This is a genomic window from Pseudochryseolinea flava (assembly GCF_003286915.1).
Classification (GTDB): domain Bacteria; phylum Bacteroidota; class Bacteroidia; order Cytophagales; family Cyclobacteriaceae; genus Ohtaekwangia; species Ohtaekwangia flava.
Genome location: NZ_QMFY01000005.1, coordinates 37,942 through 56,510, shown reverse-complemented (window position 1 = coordinate 56,510; position 18,569 = coordinate 37,942). Strand labels below are relative to the sequence as shown.

The window sequence follows — 18,569 nt, the reverse complement described above, 5'->3', positions numbered from 1 at the left end:
TGAATTTTAACGCGTTAAACGGGCGTTAGTTTGGACTAGAAATCCTTGGTCGCCATTTTCAAGACAATCCCAAAATACGATTGCCGAAGAAAGTCGTCGTTCAAGTCGAGTGATGCTTTGTCTCGTTCGATTTTAAACTTACCTGGAATCGCTTCAACGGACATGCCATAGACGAAGCCAACAATCACGCCATTGCCGGCATCGAACAGCGCGAAGTAATCGAGCTCCAAACCGTAGTTAAAATTCAAACTACGGCGCGTCATCGACGTGTTGCCTGCAACATTGAATAGCTGATCAACTTGTGTCACGTCATTTTTGAAATTCCTGTTATACGATTTTACAGTATAAAGATCATACGATAATCCTGCTTGAGGATACAACTGAAAACGCTTCGCATGAAGGAGATCGTAGCCCACGCTGAAGCCGATCGATGCACCGTTCACGTCAAGTCGTCGTGTGTCGTCTTCAACTTTATTCCGTATTACAGGCGAAACAAAATAATCGCCCATCCATCGATTTCCTTTGAATGAAAATCCAAAAGGAATGGTCGCGAACACATCACCAATTTCATCTAGACCGGCTTGCACAAGCCCACGATTCAATGATTTAAGTGAAGCAGTTTGCGCAAATAGCCCAATGTTAAACGATATGTACTGTGGCGAATACGTCTTGGAATCACGATAGTGAATAAGCGCCATAATCGAGTCCATTGATGATGCTTTGTACAAAGAATCATGATAGGCCATGAGCTCGTCGCGATCTAAAGTGGTGTGATCCACCTTTGAAAAGTCATAGTCACGAAAGTGACGTTGACCGAATACGATACAGGATGTAAAAAGGAATGTAAGTGTGATAATGATTTTCATATAACGAGGGGTTTCCAATCCATAAACAAAAACCTGGCCGTTTTTTTCGGTCATAGCTCATCGATGCGTTCAGGTTCTGGCTCACTCGATAAAATCAAAGCGCGCTTATCGTCCGAAATCTGAAACTTGATGTTCATCTCCTCACGGTGATCGTGCACAACATCTTCACAAGCGAAGGTGAAAGACACCTGGTACTTCACCTTAAAAATTCCAGAAGTTGCGTTGCTGAAATCTATCGAATGTTCATCAATCGCAACGCTCGAAATACTGCCACGCTTTCTATACCAATGATTGCGCAACAGTTCATCTATCTTATCTTGGTGTTGTTGTAAAAATTGAAGCATCGCTAATGGACTGTTTCTTATTGGTGAACCTGCCCAACCCGATAGCGATATTGAAATTGTTTCAAACATCGTCAAAAGTTTAAAAATCAAAAGTCATAAAAAAACCCGGACTTAGCCGGGTGGTGATTTCATTTAGCCAATCGCTATTTGCGCTCAGCAACTTCCTTCAGGCTATTCAAACTCTTGTCGAACTGAGGCCCAACCATGGCATCCATCATCGTTCCCATCCAGCGCATAAAAGGATTCATACCGGCATCCATGTCCATTGTATTCGTTGCTTTGGTTCCTTCCTGCGTTTTCTCAAAAGTCCAACCTCCCCACGAAGGTTCAGGGCTACCGCCGAAATACATTTCCAATGTGATCTTATCGTAAGGAACAGCTTCGGCTATTTTAATAGTGCCGTCGCCGAGGTTAGAATCTTCACTCGACCAGCTATAGCTCGCACCGGCGCCTTCTGATTTATCCGCATACGTGACTTTCATGTTCGGATCCATCTTGTGCCATGCGCTCCATTGATCCCACTTTTTCAAATCAACAACGAGCCCGTATACGGTCTCTTGCGATGCATTGATGATCAAACTTCTTTCAACATGAATTTTCGACGGTAAGAAGAATGACACTACAACGAGGAGAACGACAAGGATCCCCAAACCGATCAGGATCTTTTTAAATGCTTTCATTTTACAAGGGTGTTAGGTTGTTGAAACGAAAATGAGCTTTTTTCTCGACACACAAAAAGCAACTTGTTACCAATTGGAATTACGCAGGGATGGATGGTCTTTAACACAATAAAATAGCAGCGTTATCGCTGGTCGCTGTGCCGTGGATGCGCAGTTTAAATCTGCAATTCGATTGATGTTAGAAATGCATCACTTCGCTTGATTTACGAATGATCATGGAGAAAACGTAACACGAGATTGCTTTCTTAATCTAGTTCAAGGACTTCGCCGAACCATGCACAGTATTTTTGTTGTTAGAATGAAGCGGCGAACAGTACTTGAAACAATAGCGAAAGGAGTGATTGGTATGACTACACTAACGGCATTCAATAAATTTACAAATGAATTGGCGCAAGACGGCAATGTAATGCCTGTGCTTTTTATTGGTCATGGCTCTCCGATGAATGGCATCGAAGACAATACCTTTAGTGCGCAATGGAAAAAGTTAGGACAAGACATCCCGCAACCCAAAGCTGTTCTTGTTGTGTCGGCGCATTGGCTAAGTAAAGGAACACGCATTACAGCGATGAATTTCCCTAGGACCATTCATGATTTCGGCGGGTTTCCACCGGAACTTTTTGCAGTGCAATATCCCGCACCTGGCAATCCGGCGCTAGCGAAAACCACGGCAGAACTTTTCCATACAAAAGTGGAACTCGATCATGATTGGGGTCTCGATCATGGCACTTGGACTGTCGTGCGACATATGTATCCCGCAGCGAATATTCCTGTACTTCAACTGAGCATTGACTATTCAAAACCACTCCAATATCATTATGAGCTAACCCGTGAGCTATTGTCACTTCGTAAGAAAGGCGTACTCATTATTGGTAGTGGAAATATGGTGCACAACTTACGCATGGTGGCCTGGGATAAACTTGCAGAACCAGAATATGGTTATGACTGGGCAATCGCTGCCAACGATCAGTTTAAAAACTTGATTACGAAAGGAGATCACCGGGCATTGATCGACTACGAGAAGCTGGGGCCAGATTTTCGGAATGCTATTCCAACTGCAGAACATTACATTCCTCTATTATATACACTCGGATTACAAACGCCTAAAGACAAAATTTCATTTTTCAATGACAAAGTCGTCGGCGGCTCATTAACGATGACGTCGGTGATGCTAGGATGACCCGGTTGTTATCCGTTTCTAATAATCGAATTGTTTTGTCTCACCCGAAGCATAGGCGGCAATTACCGCAGTAACAACCTCGGTAGGAAAAATCCCAGTTTCTACTACGCCAGTGAGTTGCTTCAATTGTTCGTGCAATGCTTTCGGATCTTCGATTGGATAGAATGAACAATCGGCAATGAGGTTACCGTTATCGGTATTAAAATCTTTTCCATCTTTTTGGCGAACCACCGGTTTCCCTCCAAGTGCTTCGAGCTTGGCTAAGGTTAAAACAGATCCAAACTTGATTATTTCTACTGGCAATTTGAACTTACCTAGTTTAGTAACAAGTTTCGACTCATCGACGACAACGAAGAATTTTTTGCTATTGGTAGCCAATATCTTTTCGCGAAGAAGTGCACCGCCGCCGCCTTTGATCAGGTTTCCATTTGTGTCAACTTCGTCCGCGCCGTCTATCGATACATCAATTTGCTGCTCATTCCCGGGCTCCAATAAAGGAATGCCGAGTTGTCGCGCGAGATCATCGGATGCCTGAGAACTCGCTATGGCTTTGATTTTCATTCCCTGCTTTACAAGCGATCCAATTTTTTGAATTGCAAAGTAAGCCGTAGAGCCTGTTCCAAGTCCGACAATCATACCATCTTTTACATAGTCAACGGCACGTTCTGCAGCAATTTGTTTAGCGTTCATATCAATTGAGATAAGCCTCAAAATAAACGATTTATTTTCGTTAACACTATTTTAAGCAACTTCCTTTTTTTTCAGACATGGATCGTATTGGCCACTCACATCAAAGTGTGGAGAGAATCCTTGATAATACGTTACCTTCAACCTGAGTTAAATTCTCACAAACCCAATTACACGCATGTTAAAAACAAAACTCTCCATCGTTGTTTTATCGATGATTTCTTTGGCGTCGGTAGCACAATCAAAGTTTGATCTTAGCAAACTTGCCAATGACAAAAAACTTGTGATGTCCAATCGGGCATTGGTAGTTGACACAAAAACAAAATCCATCAAGCTCGATGAACGATCAGGTCAGGGATTGGCTACCATTAAGGATGTAACGTTTACGACCGGCACAATCGAAGTTGATTTGAAAGGTAAAGACGTTGTCCAGAAGAGTTTCATCGGCGTCGCTTTTCACATTCAGAATGACTCCACCTTTGAAGCAATTTATTTTCGACCTTTCAATTTCCACGCAGAAGATCCCATTCGAAAAATTCACGCCGTGCAATACGTATTCCAGCCAGTTTATACGTGGTACAAACTACGGGAAGAGCGTAACGGTGAATTTGAAAAGGCAATCGACAACGCCCCGAACGCAAATGATTGGTTCCGTGCTAAAATAGAAGTTACCGACCAAGAAGTTCTGGTGTATGTAAACAACAGCGCCACACCTAGCTTGAAAGTAGCGCGACTTTCAACGTCGAACACCGGTGGTATCGCACTCTGGACCGGTGAAGGTTCAGGAGGTGAGTTTAAGTCTCTTGTTATCTCAAAATGATCTTCACGACGAAGCTGCCGGAGCAAGTTGCTGATCGTTAAACAAGCTCATGGTAATTTCCGGGCGATTCAAGGTAATCACATCCGAGACATCGCCCATTACTTCGTCTATCAATCCGAATGCTTTCGCTTCAGGCGCACTCATAAATTTATCGCGAATAAACACTTCCTCTATTTCTTGCCAAGTATGCCCCGTGTGTTTTCCCATTAAGTGAAATAGCTGCGTTTGAAGTCTTTCTTGCTCACGTGTAGCAATGCGAACATCTTCCGTATAACCTTGAGTGCCACTACTCGTCGGATGCATATGAATGGTTGCATGCGGCAAGGAGTATCGCTTTCCCTTTGCACCTGAACAAAGTAAGGCTGTAGCCATACTCGCGGTTACTCCTACAGCCACCGTTGACACCGATGCTTGTATCATTTGCATCGCATCATAAATAGCCAGCCCAGCGTAAACACTTCCGCCCGGACTATTGATATAGAGTTGAATATCCCGCTTAGGATCAAGACTGTTTAAATACAGCAACTGCGCAACGATAAGGTTTGCGATAGAATCGTTTACACCTGTACCTAAGAATACAATTCTTTCCTTCAATAGCAGACTAAAAATGTCATAGGCTCTCTCTCCACGGGAACTGCTATCAATTACCATGGGCACTAAATTCGATTGCACCATAAAATTTAAGATTTAAAAATTCTAAGTATGGAATCTTTGAATCCAGCATTCACTGGATCATCAAAGAGTTTGTCATGCACAGCGCGTGCGCTTTCTTTCAAATTCTTCCGGCGATAATGTTTTAAGAGCGTGTATACCTTCCGTTGCAAAAATACATTCAAACGAAGGGCCGGATCATTCTTGAGTTGCCTTTCAAATGAAAGTTGCTCTAGCGAAGACAGCGAACCATCCACGTACCGCTCTACAGTCCTAATTTCATTCAAGGAAGTCCTCATAAGCAATATTTTTGTTTCGGATTTGCTCCCTCATTTTCTCCAGGCATTTGTACTTCTGAACCGAAGCAGAGTGCTCACCACTGTAGCCAAGATCTTGAGCAACCCGTTCAACAGATTTACCTTTAAAATACATGGCTTCCAATAAGGCAAGACAACGCTTCCCAGTCGACATCAACATCGTTAGTAAATGTTGCGTGTTTACCGTCGGATAAAAATCACCGGGGATTTCTATTGATCGCTCTATTTCGTCGAGGGCAACCTTGGCCACATCCTTTGAAAACTTTTTAACCCAAAGATTCTTACAGATGCCAACAAGATATGCCTCACGCGAAGTCTGAAATTGTACGCCGTCTTGCATTTTTTCATAAAGCAACACGAGTCCATCATGGAATACGTCTTTCGCGTCGTCCAAAGACCCATTCCATTTGTGCACAAGCTTGGCAACGACTGGAAACGTGCGCTTGTACAACGCTTCGAAGTCCAACGCGATTTGCGCCTCTACAGGAGGATGTTCAACGATTTCGACCATAAGCAATGTATTTAATAGCTTGTGCCTTAGGAAAGATAAATATCACCCTTAATTGTGACTTTTTTTAAAAAAAATGACGACCGTCAAGCAACGGTGATTATCACTTTCGAACAAACAGGTATTCAATCGATTTACCGTCACCAGAGATGACAGCACGCAATTTATCCTTTTCCAACGTGTAAGAAATTCGCTTCGGAAAATCATGATCCAGATTTTCGCAAACAAAGCCATTGGATTGTAGCTGTATAAACTTAAAAGAAATGGGCCTTACGTTCTCATTTACATCAGCCACATAATGTAGCGTATTGGCACGTAAGACAATCTTGATATTTTCAACAACGACCGTATCGGCACCGCGCATCGTTAAGCCTTTTCCGATTAAAATACTATCACCTTGTATTGACCAAACTTCAACACCAGAACGTCCGGGTTTAGTATTTGTTCGTGACCATTCTCCCGAAAGCCAAGCTATGTCGCTAATCTTATGCTGTGCGATACCAGTTACCGAAAGCAGCAACATCCAGCTGATGCTACACAAGTAGATGAGATTTTTCATGGATTGAATGTACAGAATTACCAGCGAACATCACACCTTAATAATGTGATGTTCGCAGTGAAATCAACAAGCACAAACTACTTTTTCTCCTTGCCTTGCTTTTGTACCTTCGGTTTCATAACCATCAAACTTCCACCACTCGATCCCTCCGATGAGTTCTTTCACTTTGAAACCGAGCTTCGTCATATTACGCGCGCCCTTTGTACTGGCGTTGCAACCGATACCATCGCAATAAGTAATGTAAATAGCATCGCGATCCAGCGCGGCTGTTGTGGCATCATTCATTTCTCGATGAGGAATGTTAATCGCTCCAGGGATCCGCTCAGCATCAAACGCAAATGACTTGCGCGCATCAAGCGGAACAACTTTCATCCCTTTGCTAAGCGCGTCGAATAGATCCGATGGGTCCATTTCAAACTCAAGTTTGTTTTCGTAAAATTTCAATTGCTCGTTCATTTTTCTTTTGGTTTTGTTGATACAAACCTACAGTGCCTTCCAAAATGCATGAAATCAAATCCTTCATGATGATGATGAAAATTCCTCATACTGATGTGACAAAGAGATTGATTACTTTTGATGCATGGAAATTCGTCATTTGAAGTTGATCAAGGCTATTGCCGAAGAAGGGAGCATTACCAAAGCCATCGACAAATTACACCTTACGCAATCTGCGCTTAGCCATCAATTGCGTGAAGCCGAATATCAACTGGGGACGCCTATTTTCACGCGTACAAAAAAGAAGATGACGCTTACGAAAGCAGGAGAAAAAATATATGCGACAGCAAGTGAAGTCTTAGAGAAACTGGAATCTGCAGAGACGCAAATTAAGAAGATGATCTATGGCGAAACGGGCGAAATAAAACTAAGTGCCGAGTGTTATTCGAGTTACCACTGGCTTCCGTCTGTGATGAAACAATTTCACCAGCTCTACCCTAACGTAGACCTGCAATTGGTGATGAGCGCAACGCATTATCCACTTCAAAAATTACTTGCCGGCGAGCTTGACATTGCTATTACAACGGATCCTATTAAAGATGTAAAGCTGCAATACACAGAATTATTTCAAGATGAAATGGTTGTTGTAGTACCTGCTGGTCATGAATGGGCATCCAAAAAGTTTGTGGCGGCGGAAGATTTTAGTGACGCGTGTTTAATCATCCATTCTTTACCAATGGAAACCGTTACCGTCTACGAGTTCTTTCTGAAGCCGGCAAAGGTATCGCCTAAAAAAGTTACCGCCGTTCCGCTTACTGAAGCCGCGATCGAAATGGTAAAGGCTGATATGGGTGTGATGGTGCTCGCCAAATGGGCGCTCAAGAACTATATTAACGACGATCAGTTACGCTTAGTCAAGGTTGGCCGCAATGGATTAAAACGTAAACACTATATCGCGACGTTCAAGAATAAAACGTACCCAAAATACTTCACTCACTTTATCACGTTTCTTCAGAAGGAAATTGCAATATGATCGATTACGAAATTCGTGATTGTAAAAGAGAAGATCTTCCGTCGTTACTATCACTTTGCGAAAGTCATGCTATGCATGAGCAATCAACGTTCGATCCGCGTAATAAAATTGCGGGACTGGAACAGGCAATCTTCAGTCCGTCGCCAAAGCTCTATTGTTGGATTGTCGAGCGACACGCAACGCGTGTAGGCTATTGTACATACACGTTTGATTTTTCAACTTGGGATGCGCAACAATTCCTCTACCTTGATTGCCTCTTTTTAGAACCAGCATATCGCGGCCTTGGCATTGGACAAGAAATTATCAGAAGATTGATTAAAGAAGCGCAAGCGAATGAATGTGTAAATATTCAATGGCAGACGCCAACGTTTAATGTTGACGCCATAAAATTTTACAACCGAATCGGCGCGACGGGACAACAAAAAGAACGGTTCACGTACACAATTCAATCATCATAAGTTTCACGACGCTGCCTTTAATCCCATGTAATAATCCTTCTGTTTCTCGTTTAATTTTTCAATCGCGTATCGCAGCATGGTGCGCGGCATTGTTGCAGCATGTTTGTCTAAGAATGCGACAAGCTTTTTCTGATCTTGTTTCCCGGCCTCACGAATCCATCCGCCTGCAGCTTTATGGATGAGATCTTGTTTGTCGTTCAGAAGCAATGCTGCAATTTGGAATGTGTCATCTAATTCGCCCTGACGAATAAAGTAAGCCGTGCTCACCATACTGGTGCGACGCTCCCACATATTTTTAGATGTCGCCAGTTTATACAAAACATCACGTGACTTATTCGCTATGAATAGATAGCCCCCAACGACAAACTGCGCAGCAAGATCAACCAAATCCCAATTATTAATGCGATTGTGCTTTTTCAAATATAAATCGAACAGCACTTTACGATGCACTTCGTCGGTCTTCTTAGCACGTGCTTGATAGTTCATGATACTCAACGCACCCGCCCTTACTTCGTGGACGGAATGATCCAAAAGTTTACTGATTTCGGTGGGCGACATTTCGATGGAGTCCTTTGCAAGTTTGAATAACGTGCCCATCCGGATTCCCATAAATTTATCGCCTGCGCCGTATTCACCTTCACCTGATTTGAAGTAGCGCTGAATTTTTATCAGTTCTTCATCAGATTGATGTGTCTTCATCAAGGCAATAAAATGTTTCGCTGTCGGCGCATTTTTTGTGATTGACTTTCGCGTGGCCTGCGAAGCTTTTGTCTTTACAGGTGATTTCAAAACTTGTTTCTTTGCCATATCAGTGGACGTTAACTCTTGTCGTGATGCGCTATTCTTTAGCGTGTGCCTCTTTCAATTTTGCAATATCAATCTTCTTCATCTGCAACATCGCGTTTAACACGTTTTTTGATTTCACCCGATCTTTATCAAAAAGTAATTGCGATAAAATTGACGGAATGATTTGCCACGATACACCAAATTTATCCTTCAACCAACCACAGGGTTGTTTCTCTCCGTCTTCTGACAAAGTATCGTAATAGTAATCAATTTCTTCCTGTGTCTCACATCTTACGAATAGCGAAATTCCCTCCGCGAAAGTAAAATGCGGACCACCGTTCAACGCCATAAACTCCTGACCATTTAGCATAAACGTGCCAGTCATTATTCTCCCGTCTGGCCCGGGAACAGAACTCGTAATGCGTGCATCTTTAAAGCGGGAGGTGTAAAATTCCATCGCTTCGCCAGCGCGATCATTGAAGGTGAGAAATGTCGTAATCTTTTGCATGTTGATTTGTATTATGATGTTAATTTCTGATATACAAACCTACACGGTAGCAAAAGTTGGGTACGGGTGTGAAAGCGACAGATTGCAGGTGTTTTACGAAACGAACCCTACGCCAACAATTTCCATCGTACATCGCATGAAAAAGCCCTGCTCATCACAGGGCCTTTAGACTATAATGAACCAACTGATGTTATTCTACTACAACGCGCGTACTATGACGAGTTCCTTCTATCATCACATTAATAATATACGCGCCACGCGTGAGATTAAAGTTTGCCACTGGAAACTTCCAAGATCCTTCGAGGTTCGTTTTTGCGTTCACGGTTTGACCGATCGGATTACCAAACTGATCATAAACCTGAACAGAAACTTCTTTTTCACCGATAACATTCACCATCAATTCGCTCTCACTCACTATCGGATTTGGATAGAGACCCACGGTCTTCACTTCAGCAAGAGTCGCGGCGCCGGCTACCGAAAACTGAATTGTTACCGTTTGTCCAACAGTGCCTTCGCCATTGGGCAACGTCGACGGTGTTGCTTTTAATACATATCCACCTGGCGTTACAAGCCCTGGTTCATAATCACCATTTTTCTCAGGGAAATAACTGAAGATTGGTGCACCATTATCCGCGCGACGTTTGTTGTTCAAAAAAAACATCACGGCTGTAGCGCCATTGGTTGTATTCGCGCGAATGTTCGCAGCAAGAGAAGCATCGACTACGGCACCATCGACAAGTGGACCAATGTCTTGATCGGTTATTGGATCAACGAGTGTGAAACTTTGAATCGTCGGCCTCGACACACGAATGGTGAACGGTAAAATTTCCGTCGGCCCTTTTATGCCCGCACCATTCTTCTCGCTATAAGGTGTAGCAACCAGTTGGTAACTGCCTGGCGTGTAAACACCCGGATCATAATCACCATTTTTTTCTGGCCAATAACTAAAGATCGGCCCACCATTATCGGTTCGACGTTTATTATTCAAAAAGAAAATGACCGACTTGACTTTGTTCGATGACACGTTCGCTCTGATGTTCGGAAGGTTAGTAGCTTCGAAATACATGTTCGGAAGAAGCGGTCCGATATCTTGATTGGTGACAGGATCGACAAGCGTAAATCCTGTAATCGTATAATCATCAGGTGGAGTCGTAATGTCAACTTCTTTAATCAAAAACTCGCCTTCTGACCCTGGCCATCCCACACACCACTCTTCTGTTTTTCCCTGGAGATAGTACGTATATCCAGAACCAGGTACCAACGTTGTATCCCGGAATGTATAGGTGCTTCCGGAGTCAGTCATCTCGACATAAAATACAGGTTCGAATACACCGCCTGCATGATGGCGCATTCTCTCGACACTATACCATTCGTCGGCATATGTATTATCTTTTAAGGTGATCTCTGCTACACCTTCCTCATCGACAGTGACCGAGAAATCTGGCTTGTAGTAATGTGATCTTGCATCATAACTGACAACCGGCGTAAAATCAGATACGGCGTGAGGTCCAACGCAGCGCGCTTTGTAATAATTTGTTTGCCTTGGAATTCCCCTGTCAGTATACTCGATGCGGACACTGCCGTCGATGGGAAAAGTTTCAATCAAGACAAATGGGCCATCTGGTGAGAGTGATCGGTATAACTCCGTAACAGGATGTACATCGGGAAACTCAAGTATAAGCGGGACTTCGTTTCCACAAGGACTGTACAAATCGATCGGACCAACTTCAAGCAAAGGCTCATCAATCGGAGTCGTTGCAGTATCCGTAGCAACGTTATAAGTATCCGTTGTGCCTTCGGAATATATTGTCGTGATGTGTACGTTGTAGATGTACGTGGTGCCTTGCTCTAACATGCCATCGTCATAGTAGTGCACTTCTCCAGAATCCAGTGATTGAAATTCCCACATCGTTTCATAAGATCCGCCGAGCTTTCGACGATCAACAGTGTACCAAATATCATTGTAGCTATTGTCCGTCAGTTGAACAATTAATTTGGTTGGGTTTTCCGGAAAAACATTTAGCGTCGGCTTGTAATTGAAAGAAAATGTTGTTGCGTGGAAGGGCTCGGTAAATCCTGAGACTTCCGTTCCATCGACCACCCGCGCCTTATACCAAAAAGTTGTTCGTGGTTTCAGATTCCATTGATCGACATAGAATTGTCCAAGGTCAGTATAAGTAGCGACAACTTCATATCCACTGTCAGGAGAAGTCGACCGATGGATTTCAGTTATTCCACGACCATTGTAATTTTCAACACCGAACCGTAAATAGGTTTGATCGATATACAACGTCGCTTCTAAAATATACGGCGTTCCGAGAGCCGTTTTGCGCACATCATGTGTTGGTTTATCACCGTTACCAACACCGGTTTCTGCGAAAGCAGGTTGCATGCATAGAAACATGCCAATTGCGTAAAGAATATTTTTCATAACGAGGGATTTGTTGAATTCGAAATCTACAATTCGTCCTCGCTAAAAAAATGCGTTCACATTTAAATAAAGTTTAAAAATTTTCGAGAGCCATGGATGAAGGCTTGGTTACCTCGACAGCGACGCTTTAAAAAGAAAATGTCTGCGCCGTATGTAAAATTACATGCCAACGCAGACATCTTTGATAGTCCTATAATATTATTCTACCGAGAAGCGCTTCGTTGTACGATTGCCATCAATCACAACAACCAATACATACGTTCCTCTTTTCAAATTCAATTGACCTATTGACTCAACAACTGTTCCATTAGCGTCAACATTGCCAGCAATCTCCGGTAAAACGGTTATACCAAAAGAATCGAATAATTGAATCTTCACTACCGACCCAGGTGCGGCCTGAATCTGAAGTTGTGATTCTCTGTTTACTGGATTAGGGAACAAACTAACAGTCTCGAGTCGTGCTGAAGTAGCTGCCACAACATCAAACTCTATCGTTACCGTTTGTCCAACAGTACCCCCTCCGTTGTATTCACTAGAAGGTGTCGCTTTTAAGACATAGTGTCCTGCTGTAGCTAAACCTGATTCATAATCACCATTCTTTTCTGGGAAGTATGTAAAAATCGGTGCACCATTATCTGCACGGCGTTTATTATTAAGGAAAAACATCACGCTCTTTGTATTCGATGTTGCATTCGCACGAATATTAGCAAGTTGTGAGGCATCGATCACGGCACCGTTCTCGAGCGGTCCGAGGTCTTGGTCTGTTGCAGGATCTACAAGCGTAAAACTATTAATCTTGTATTCTGCACCTGGATTCGTCACGAAGAACTCAATCTGTACTGTTGGACCGCTCACACCACCACCATTCTTCGCGCTTGATGCCGTTGCCACGAGAAGATAACGTCCTGGCGTGAGTGTACCTGGCTTATAGTCACCATTCTTCTCGCTGAAGTATGTGAAGATCGGACCACCATTATCAGCATGACGCTTTCCATTCAAGAAGAACATGACCGATACCGAGGCTGCATCTGTGTTGGCTCTGATGTTTGGCATCTTCGATCCGTCAACAACCATCATGTGCGTGAGCGGACCAATGTCCTGATCTGTCGTTGGATCAACCAGCGTAAATCCGTTGATAGTATAATTCACAGGTGCAGTCACCTCAAAAGAACCGACACCATCGTTGTATGGATAGCCATCACAATAAACAGTTGTCGTTGCATAGACGTCGTAAAAATATGTTTTGCCTGGCACAAGATCAGATTCATTGAACACAACCGTGCGTCCAGAGTCGCTCATGACATACTCGAAAGCGATGTATTTCGTATCCTCGAAATCAGCATTTCTTGAAATGGTATAGTGCGCATCTGCATAACTGTTGTCCTTGAAATGAATTGAAAGCGTTGAGCCACTCCAACTTGTTGTTACGCTCGGGTTATACCAGTTCGACGCACTGGTACGGCTAACAATGTTCGAGAAATCAGATAGCAATGATCCTTTTCTCGCACGCACTTTATAAAAATAAGTTCTGCGCGGTTGAACATCGTCAACGTAGCTGTACTGACCTTGACCAGCCATCCCTGCATACGCATAAGTTCCATTCAATGAATCAGATCTAAATACTTCGATTACAGCATCCGTATCGAAGAGTTCAGCGAATTCAAGAACTGTTTTCGCGCCACACGCGAATTCATTCGGTGGCCCATCATAAATCTGCACGGCTTGAAGTTGCCCCGTTAAGATTTCTACCTCAGCAACATCTTCATACCACGGACTGCTTTCGCAATAGTGTGTTGTTTTCGTCGCCAAGAAATACATGTACGATTTATTAGCTTGTACGGTCGAATCAACGAAGATCTCAGTTCTACCAGAATCGCTCATCGCGTATTCATGAAGTAACGTCACGTTAGGATCTGCATCACCAAACGACATTCTCACAATCGAATAATGTTCGTCTGCATAGCTTCTGTCTTTTAAGCTTAGCGTTACTTTGTCGCCGTCGTAAACACCGGTAAACACTGGCTTGTACCAATTTGAAGTCGTTACTCTTTTTACAGTGTTTGAAAATGCTGACGTTGCTGTATCGTCCACTGCGCGCATCTTATAATAATAGGTAGTGCGTGGACTAACACTATCTTGAAATGAATACCAATTACGTGGTATAGTGGCAACGTGTTGAAAGGGTCCATTTTCATTTTCAGCGCGATAAACCTGCAATTGTGCATCATTGTTGTAGTAGTTCTCATCATAAAACTCGATATCAACAACGGCACCACACGTATTCAGTTCAGGGGCCTCCTCGTCCAACACAGGTGCTACAAGCGGAAGTTGCACGGTTACCTCGGCAGCAAAAACTTCAGGAAAGCCTTCTGCATATACTTCAGCGGTGAGGATATAGGTGAACTTCTTTCCAGCAGGGAGACTTCCATCAGCCGCCGTGAAAACTGCTCCGGAGTCCGTAGAAGGCCACTGTTTGATCTCTATATTAAATGGAGAAGCAACGCGATACAGATGATAGACCATATCGTTGTAGCTATTGTCGACGATTTCAAATTCAATATCGTTCTGTGTTACTGCCGTTGCCGTAAATGTTGGCGGATAGAAAACAGAATACGTGAGCGTCTTCAACACCTCAGAATAAGGCGATACTTCCGCGCCGTTCACAACACGAAACTTATAGTAGAAATTAGTCCGTGGCTTCATGTTATTTTGCAACACGTGAAACTCAGCTTGCGAAGAAGTGTCGACAAGAACGTAGCCGGAAAACTCTGACTCCGAACGATAAATCTCAGTTATACCAACACCATTTGGATTTGAAACTTTAAACTCAATGTCGGTTTCGTCGACAAGATAAGTTCCGAATATATAATATGGAGCTGAGAGTGCGGCCTGAGGGCCATTTACCACAATGTTCGAACGCCGCGTGTTCGCTTGTGCTTGCATGAAGAGTATACTTAACAGTATACTTAAGATGTAAAGTTTTTTCATATAACGATTAGACATTTGGTAATAAACTTACGAAGGTTAAGGAAACTAAAACTTGATGTTTATCAATTAAATTTATTGGCTGGGAAAGATAGTGGACGCGAAAGTTCTTGGTAAACTTTCATCATGCGCATAACAAACTACTGTTAGGCGTCTGCTTTGGTGACGGTGAATCACAAAGGAACGTTACCTCCAGAACTTTTACATCACCAGAAATAGTGATTTAAAATATTGAAGTGGTAGCGCCTCGTTTTTTAGCTTTGAGGATAAATCGCAAATCCATTACCGCGTAACCTCAATGCTCATCAACGTTTCGAACCATATCCTCTTTGAAGACGAGTACGTCCTCGTGATCAACAAACCTCACGGTTTAATGGTCGAACCCGATCGTAACGGGCACCATAATCTTCTTCATCAAGTGCAGGGCTACATCAGAAACAATGTGGCCAAGGGCAATGAAGTGTACGCGCAACACATCCACCGTCTAGATCGACCTGTCAGTGGCATTGTCCTTTTTGCCAAACAACGCAGTGTATTGAAAAACTTGAGTGAACAATTTGCAGAGCGTCGTGTAAAAAAATTCTATCAAGCGTTGACATCAAATACCCCCGCTCAAGCTCAGGGAACACTTGATCATTGGCATCGAAAGGAAAAGAAAAAAGCGGCCATCTATGAAGAAGCTATACCCTATACGGAACAAGCCAACCTCGCTTACAAAGTCACAGCACTGGAAGAAAACAGATTTCTTTGGGATATCGCACTGCACACGGGAAAGTTTCACCAAATACGCGCGCAACTCGCCCATGTTCACTGCCCTGTTATCGGAGACGAATTATATGGATCTTCCATCGCTTATCAGCCCAATGCAATCGCGTTAACGGCTTCGAAATTAGTATTCTTCCATCCCGTGCAGCACCACGAAATCGTCATTGAGGTAAAAGGATTTAGCAAAATTTAGCCTTCCATCATTTTTCTTCCTTTAGGTTATCTTTAAATGATATTTTTGGAGAAACCTAAACTTACTACCGTGAAGATCTTTTTAAGTTTATTATTTGCTTTCGTTGTCATCAACCTGAACGCGCAGCAATCCGACAATCTCGTCAAGTTTGTTAATCCAATGATTGGCACCCACAAGATGGGACACACGTATCCGGGCGCGACGGTACCTTTTGGAATGGTACAACTAAGCCCAGAGACCGATACACTATCGTATGAGCACAATGGAAAATACAACGGTCCCGTTTACAAGTATTGCGCCGGCTATCAATACGACGATGTAACGATCACAGGATTTAGTCACACGCATTTCAGCGGCACAGGACATTCTGATCTTGGTGATTTTCTGGTGATGCCCACTACCGGCAAACTTCAACTCAATCCTGGTACGGAAGACCGTCCAGAAACCGGTTATCGCTCAAAGTTTTCCCATGACAATGAAGTTGCCGAGCCGAACTATTACAAGGTAAAACTTGACGACCATAACATCGTCGCTGAAATGACCACTAGCGCACGCGTTGGTTTCCATCAGTACACTTTTCCACAATCGGATGAAGCACATATCATCCTCGATCTCACGGCAGGTATCTACAACTACAGCGATAAAAACGTTTGGACCTTTGTGCGCATCGAGAATGATACCTTAATCACTGGTTATCGCGAAACGGCAGGTTGGGCGCGAACAAGAACCATGTATTTCGCGATGACTTTTTCGAAACCATTTACGAAGTATGGCAACCAAGATGTTTCAAAATCGCAGGTGTATCGCGGCTTCTGGGGAAAATTTGATCAGCGCAATAATTTTCCTGAGGCAGCAGGAAGGCAATTGAAATTCTTCTTCGATTTCAAAACAGCCGCGAACGAAAAGATCAAAGTAAAGATGGCACTCTCTCCTGTCAGCATGGCTGGAGCAGTCGACAATTTAAAAGCAGAGTTGCCTCATTGGAATTTTGAAAAAGCAAAAGCCGATGGCCAAGCGCTGTGGAATAAAGAATTAAGCAAAGTAAAAGTGACAACACTGTCTGCAGCGGATAAAACAAATTTCTATACGGCAATGTATCACGCTTTCCTCGGCCCGACATTGTACATGGATCGAGATCAACAATACAAAGGGCTTGACCAAAACGATCATCAAGCAAAAGATTTCACGAACTATACAACGTTTTCTTTGTGGGATACCTATCGCGCGCTTCATCCTTTGTTCAACGTGCTTCAACCCAAGCGTAATGAAGATATGATTAAGTCGATGCTCGCCCATTACGACCAAAGTGCTCACGACATGTTACCAGTATGGTCGCACCACGCAAATGAAAATTGGTGCATGATCGGCTACCACAGTGTTTCCGTAATTGCTGACGCGGTGATCAAAGGCAACGCAAATTTTGATGCAAACAAAGCCCTCGATGCATGCGTAACCACGGCAAAGAACAAGCACTACGGTGCATTGCCAGAATACATCAAGCTCGGCTATGTACCTGATGAAAAAAGTGGATCATCAGTATCCATGACGTTAGAATATGCCTACGATGATTGGTGCATCGCGCAAATGGCGAAAAAATTAAATCGTATGGACATTTACGACGAGTTTATGAAGCGGTCACAAAACTGGCGCAATGTATTTGACAAGAGCATCGGTTACACGCGCCCAAAAAATACAGCGGGTGTATTTAAAAAGGATTTCGATGTATTGAGCACGCATGGTCAAGGATTTATTGAAGGCAATGCTTGGAATTACAGTCTCTATGTGCCGCAGGATCCGGATGCGCTGATCGAAACAATGGGGGGAAAGAAAAAATTCGTTACGCACCTCGACTCCTTATTCACGATGTATCTACCGGATAAATTCTTTGCTGAAACAGAAGATATCACCCGTGAAGGTATCATTGGAAATTATGTTCATGGCAACGAGCCGGCGCATCATGTTGCGTACTTATACAACTGGGCAGGTACACCATGGAAAACGCAGGATAAAATCAGAATGATTTTGAAGAAACAATATCAACCAACACCGGATGGTCTGGGCGGAAATGACGACTGTGGTCAAATGAGCGCATGGTTTATTTTCTCTTCACTGGGATTTTATCCAGTAGCACCGGGGTCAGATGTGTATGCGCTGGGAAGTCCTGCAATCATAGAGGCAACGATAAACCTTGAGAATGGAAAATCCTTTACGGTGAAAACGCAAAATCAAAGTGACAAAAATGTTTACGTTCAGAAGGTCATGCTCAATGGAAAAACATTGGATACATATTTCATTCGACACGCAGACATCACGCAAGGAGGTACACTCACTTTCGTGATGGGCGCTAAACCTAAAAAATAGTATAA

The 18,569-nt window shown here is 43.2% G+C and carries 19 protein-coding genes; 6 read left to right on the top strand and 13 right to left on the bottom strand.

The genetic code is table 11. From position 1 onward, the window contains the following. Positions 1-35: 35 nt before the first annotated feature. The 3 genes from DQQ10_RS11510 to DQQ10_RS11500 all read right to left on the bottom strand — a co-directional run bounded on the left by DQQ10_RS11510 (position 36) and on the right by DQQ10_RS11500 (position 1,890). Positions 36-866, bottom strand: a complete 831-nt coding sequence (locus tag DQQ10_RS11510) for a hypothetical protein (protein ID WP_133259622.1) — start codon at positions 864-866, stop codon at positions 36-38. Between the two features lie 50 nt (positions 867-916). Then, positions 917-1,279, bottom strand: coding sequence for a hypothetical protein (locus DQQ10_RS11505; protein ID WP_112747022.1), 363 nt, complete (start codon positions 1,277-1,279; stop codon positions 917-919). A gap of 74 nt (positions 1,280-1,353) precedes the next feature. Next, on the bottom strand, positions 1,354-1,890 hold the full coding sequence (locus DQQ10_RS11500) for an SRPBCC family protein (protein WP_112747021.1): 537 nt from the start codon (positions 1,888-1,890) through the stop codon (positions 1,354-1,356). Positions 1,891-2,236: 346 nt separating this feature from the next. On the opposite strand from DQQ10_RS11500, the gene ygiD reads away from it, so the two are divergent. Continuing rightward, a complete protein-coding gene (gene ygiD, locus DQQ10_RS11495) occupies positions 2,237-3,067 on the top strand; it encodes a 4,5-DOPA-extradiol-dioxygenase (protein WP_112747274.1) in 831 nt (276 codons plus the stop codon). A gap of 18 nt (positions 3,068-3,085) precedes the next feature. Here the strand turns inward: ygiD and rpiA are convergent, their stop codons facing one another. Beyond that, positions 3,086-3,757 carry a ribose-5-phosphate isomerase RpiA gene (gene rpiA, locus DQQ10_RS11490; RefSeq protein ID WP_112747020.1) on the bottom strand — a complete coding sequence of 224 codons (672 nt, stop codon included), beginning with the start codon at positions 3,755-3,757 and terminating at the stop codon, positions 3,086-3,088. A 175-nt stretch (positions 3,758-3,932) separates the two neighbouring features. Here rpiA and DQQ10_RS11485 point away from each other — a divergent pair, with 175 nt between their 5' ends. Then, on the top strand, positions 3,933-4,574 hold the full coding sequence (locus tag DQQ10_RS11485) for a hypothetical protein (protein WP_112747019.1): 642 nt from the start codon (positions 3,933-3,935) through the stop codon (positions 4,572-4,574). Between the two features lie 3 nt (positions 4,575-4,577). Here DQQ10_RS11485 and DQQ10_RS11480 read toward each other — a convergent pair whose 3' ends face one another. The 5 genes from DQQ10_RS11480 to DQQ10_RS11460 form a co-directional block, all read right to left on the bottom strand. Then, complete coding sequence (locus tag DQQ10_RS11480; protein ID WP_112747018.1) at positions 4,578-5,249, bottom strand: ATP-dependent Clp protease proteolytic subunit; 672 nt, start codon at positions 5,247-5,249, stop codon at positions 4,578-4,580. A gap of 5 nt (positions 5,250-5,254) precedes the next feature. Further along, positions 5,255-5,524: a hypothetical protein gene (locus DQQ10_RS11475; RefSeq protein ID WP_133259621.1), complete on the bottom strand. Its 270-nt coding sequence runs from the start codon at positions 5,522-5,524 to the stop codon at positions 5,255-5,257. Next, complete coding sequence (locus DQQ10_RS11470) at positions 5,505-6,053, bottom strand: RNA polymerase sigma factor (protein ID WP_112747016.1); 549 nt, start codon at positions 6,051-6,053, stop codon at positions 5,505-5,507. The genes DQQ10_RS11475 and DQQ10_RS11470 overlap by 20 nt, the downstream gene beginning before the upstream one ends. Positions 6,054-6,153: 100 nt before the next feature. Then, positions 6,154-6,609, bottom strand: coding sequence for a DUF6265 family protein (locus DQQ10_RS11465; RefSeq protein ID WP_133259620.1), 456 nt, complete (start codon positions 6,607-6,609; stop codon positions 6,154-6,156). A gap of 63 nt (positions 6,610-6,672) precedes the next feature. Continuing rightward, positions 6,673-7,065 (bottom strand): rhodanese-like domain-containing protein, encoded by a 393-nt coding sequence (locus DQQ10_RS11460; RefSeq protein WP_112747014.1) that lies wholly within the window; start codon positions 7,063-7,065, stop codon positions 6,673-6,675. Positions 7,066-7,189: 124 nt separating this feature from the next. Between DQQ10_RS11460 and DQQ10_RS11455 the strand changes: the two genes are divergently transcribed. Together DQQ10_RS11455 and DQQ10_RS11450 are read left to right on the top strand one after the other, a co-directional pair. Beyond that, positions 7,190-8,077 carry a LysR family transcriptional regulator gene (locus tag DQQ10_RS11455; protein WP_112747013.1) on the top strand — a complete coding sequence of 296 codons (888 nt, stop codon included), beginning with the start codon at positions 7,190-7,192 and terminating at the stop codon, positions 8,075-8,077. Continuing rightward, positions 8,074-8,535: a GNAT family N-acetyltransferase gene (locus DQQ10_RS11450; RefSeq protein ID WP_245970380.1), complete on the top strand. Its 462-nt coding sequence runs from the start codon at positions 8,074-8,076 to the stop codon at positions 8,533-8,535. Before DQQ10_RS11455 ends, DQQ10_RS11450 begins: the two co-directional genes overlap by 4 nt. Before the next feature lie 3 nt (positions 8,536-8,538). On the opposite strand, the gene DQQ10_RS11445 is transcribed toward DQQ10_RS11450, so the two are convergent. From DQQ10_RS11445 to DQQ10_RS11430, 4 genes are all read right to left on the bottom strand, one after another. Then, positions 8,539-9,342, bottom strand: a complete 804-nt coding sequence (locus DQQ10_RS11445) for a DNA alkylation repair protein (RefSeq protein WP_112747012.1) — start codon at positions 9,340-9,342, stop codon at positions 8,539-8,541. A 31-nt stretch (positions 9,343-9,373) separates the two neighbouring features. Continuing rightward, complete coding sequence (locus DQQ10_RS11440; protein WP_112747011.1) at positions 9,374-9,829, bottom strand: VOC family protein; 456 nt, start codon at positions 9,827-9,829, stop codon at positions 9,374-9,376. 190 nt (positions 9,830-10,019) lie between these two features. Then, positions 10,020-12,260, bottom strand: a complete 2,241-nt coding sequence (locus DQQ10_RS11435; RefSeq protein ID WP_112747010.1) for a T9SS type A sorting domain-containing protein — start codon at positions 12,258-12,260, stop codon at positions 10,020-10,022. 198 nt (positions 12,261-12,458) lie between these two features. Next, the gene (locus DQQ10_RS11430) at positions 12,459-15,248 is read right to left on the bottom strand and encodes a T9SS type A sorting domain-containing protein (protein WP_165823901.1); all 2,790 of its coding nucleotides are present in this window, start codon (positions 15,246-15,248) and stop codon (positions 12,459-12,461) included. Between the two features lie 295 nt (positions 15,249-15,543). Between DQQ10_RS11430 and DQQ10_RS11425 the strand changes: the two genes are divergently transcribed. Both DQQ10_RS11425 and DQQ10_RS11420 read left to right on the top strand, forming a co-directional pair. Further along, positions 15,544-16,203 carry an RluA family pseudouridine synthase gene (locus DQQ10_RS11425; protein WP_112747008.1) on the top strand — a complete coding sequence of 220 codons (660 nt, stop codon included), beginning with the start codon at positions 15,544-15,546 and terminating at the stop codon, positions 16,201-16,203. A 45-nt stretch (positions 16,204-16,248) separates the two neighbouring features. Then, positions 16,249-18,564, top strand: coding sequence for a GH92 family glycosyl hydrolase (locus DQQ10_RS11420; RefSeq protein ID WP_317047934.1), 2,316 nt, complete (start codon positions 16,249-16,251; stop codon positions 18,562-18,564). Positions 18,565-18,569 lie beyond the last annotated feature (5 nt).

Excerpts from the sequence above, each read along its gene's own strand:
- DQQ10_RS11455 (WP_112747013.1), top strand. The coding sequence starts at position 7,190 with ATGGAAATTCGTCATTTGAAGTTGATCAAGGCTATTGCCGAAGAAGGG.
- DQQ10_RS11505 (WP_112747022.1), bottom strand. The coding sequence starts at position 1,279 with ATGTTTGAAACAATTTCAATATCGCTATCGGGTTGGGCAGGTTCACCA.
- DQQ10_RS11430 (WP_165823901.1), bottom strand. The coding sequence starts at position 15,248 with ATGAAAAAACTTTACATCTTAAGTATACTGTTAAGTATACTCTTCATG.
- DQQ10_RS11445 (WP_112747012.1), bottom strand. The coding sequence starts at position 9,342 with ATGGCAAAGAAACAAGTTTTGAAATCACCTGTAAAGACAAAAGCTTCG.
- DQQ10_RS11450 (WP_245970380.1), top strand. The coding sequence starts at position 8,074 with ATGATCGATTACGAAATTCGTGATTGTAAAAGAGAAGATCTTCCGTCG.
- DQQ10_RS11440 (WP_112747011.1), bottom strand. The coding sequence starts at position 9,829 with ATGCAAAAGATTACGACATTTCTCACCTTCAATGATCGCGCTGGCGAA.
- DQQ10_RS11460 (WP_112747014.1), bottom strand. The coding sequence starts at position 7,065 with ATGAACGAGCAATTGAAATTTTACGAAAACAAACTTGAGTTTGAAATG.
- DQQ10_RS11510 (WP_133259622.1), bottom strand. The coding sequence starts at position 866 with ATGAAAATCATTATCACACTTACATTCCTTTTTACATCCTGTATCGTA.
- ygiD (WP_112747274.1), top strand. The coding sequence starts at position 2,237 with ATGACTACACTAACGGCATTCAATAAATTTACAAATGAATTGGCGCAA.
- DQQ10_RS11470 (WP_112747016.1), bottom strand. The coding sequence starts at position 6,053 with ATGGTCGAAATCGTTGAACATCCTCCTGTAGAGGCGCAAATCGCGTTG.
- rpiA (WP_112747020.1), bottom strand. The coding sequence starts at position 3,757 with ATGAACGCTAAACAAATTGCTGCAGAACGTGCCGTTGACTATGTAAAA.
- DQQ10_RS11425 (WP_112747008.1), top strand. The coding sequence starts at position 15,544 with ATGCTCATCAACGTTTCGAACCATATCCTCTTTGAAGACGAGTACGTC.
- DQQ10_RS11480 (WP_112747018.1), bottom strand. The coding sequence starts at position 5,249 with ATGGTGCAATCGAATTTAGTGCCCATGGTAATTGATAGCAGTTCCCGT.
- DQQ10_RS11485 (WP_112747019.1), top strand. The coding sequence starts at position 3,933 with ATGTTAAAAACAAAACTCTCCATCGTTGTTTTATCGATGATTTCTTTG.
- DQQ10_RS11435 (WP_112747010.1), bottom strand. The coding sequence starts at position 12,260 with ATGAAAAATATTCTTTACGCAATTGGCATGTTTCTATGCATGCAACCT.
- DQQ10_RS11500 (WP_112747021.1), bottom strand. The coding sequence starts at position 1,890 with ATGAAAGCATTTAAAAAGATCCTGATCGGTTTGGGGATCCTTGTCGTT.
- DQQ10_RS11465 (WP_133259620.1), bottom strand. The coding sequence starts at position 6,609 with ATGAAAAATCTCATCTACTTGTGTAGCATCAGCTGGATGTTGCTGCTT.
- DQQ10_RS11475 (WP_133259621.1), bottom strand. The coding sequence starts at position 5,524 with ATGAGGACTTCCTTGAATGAAATTAGGACTGTAGAGCGGTACGTGGAT.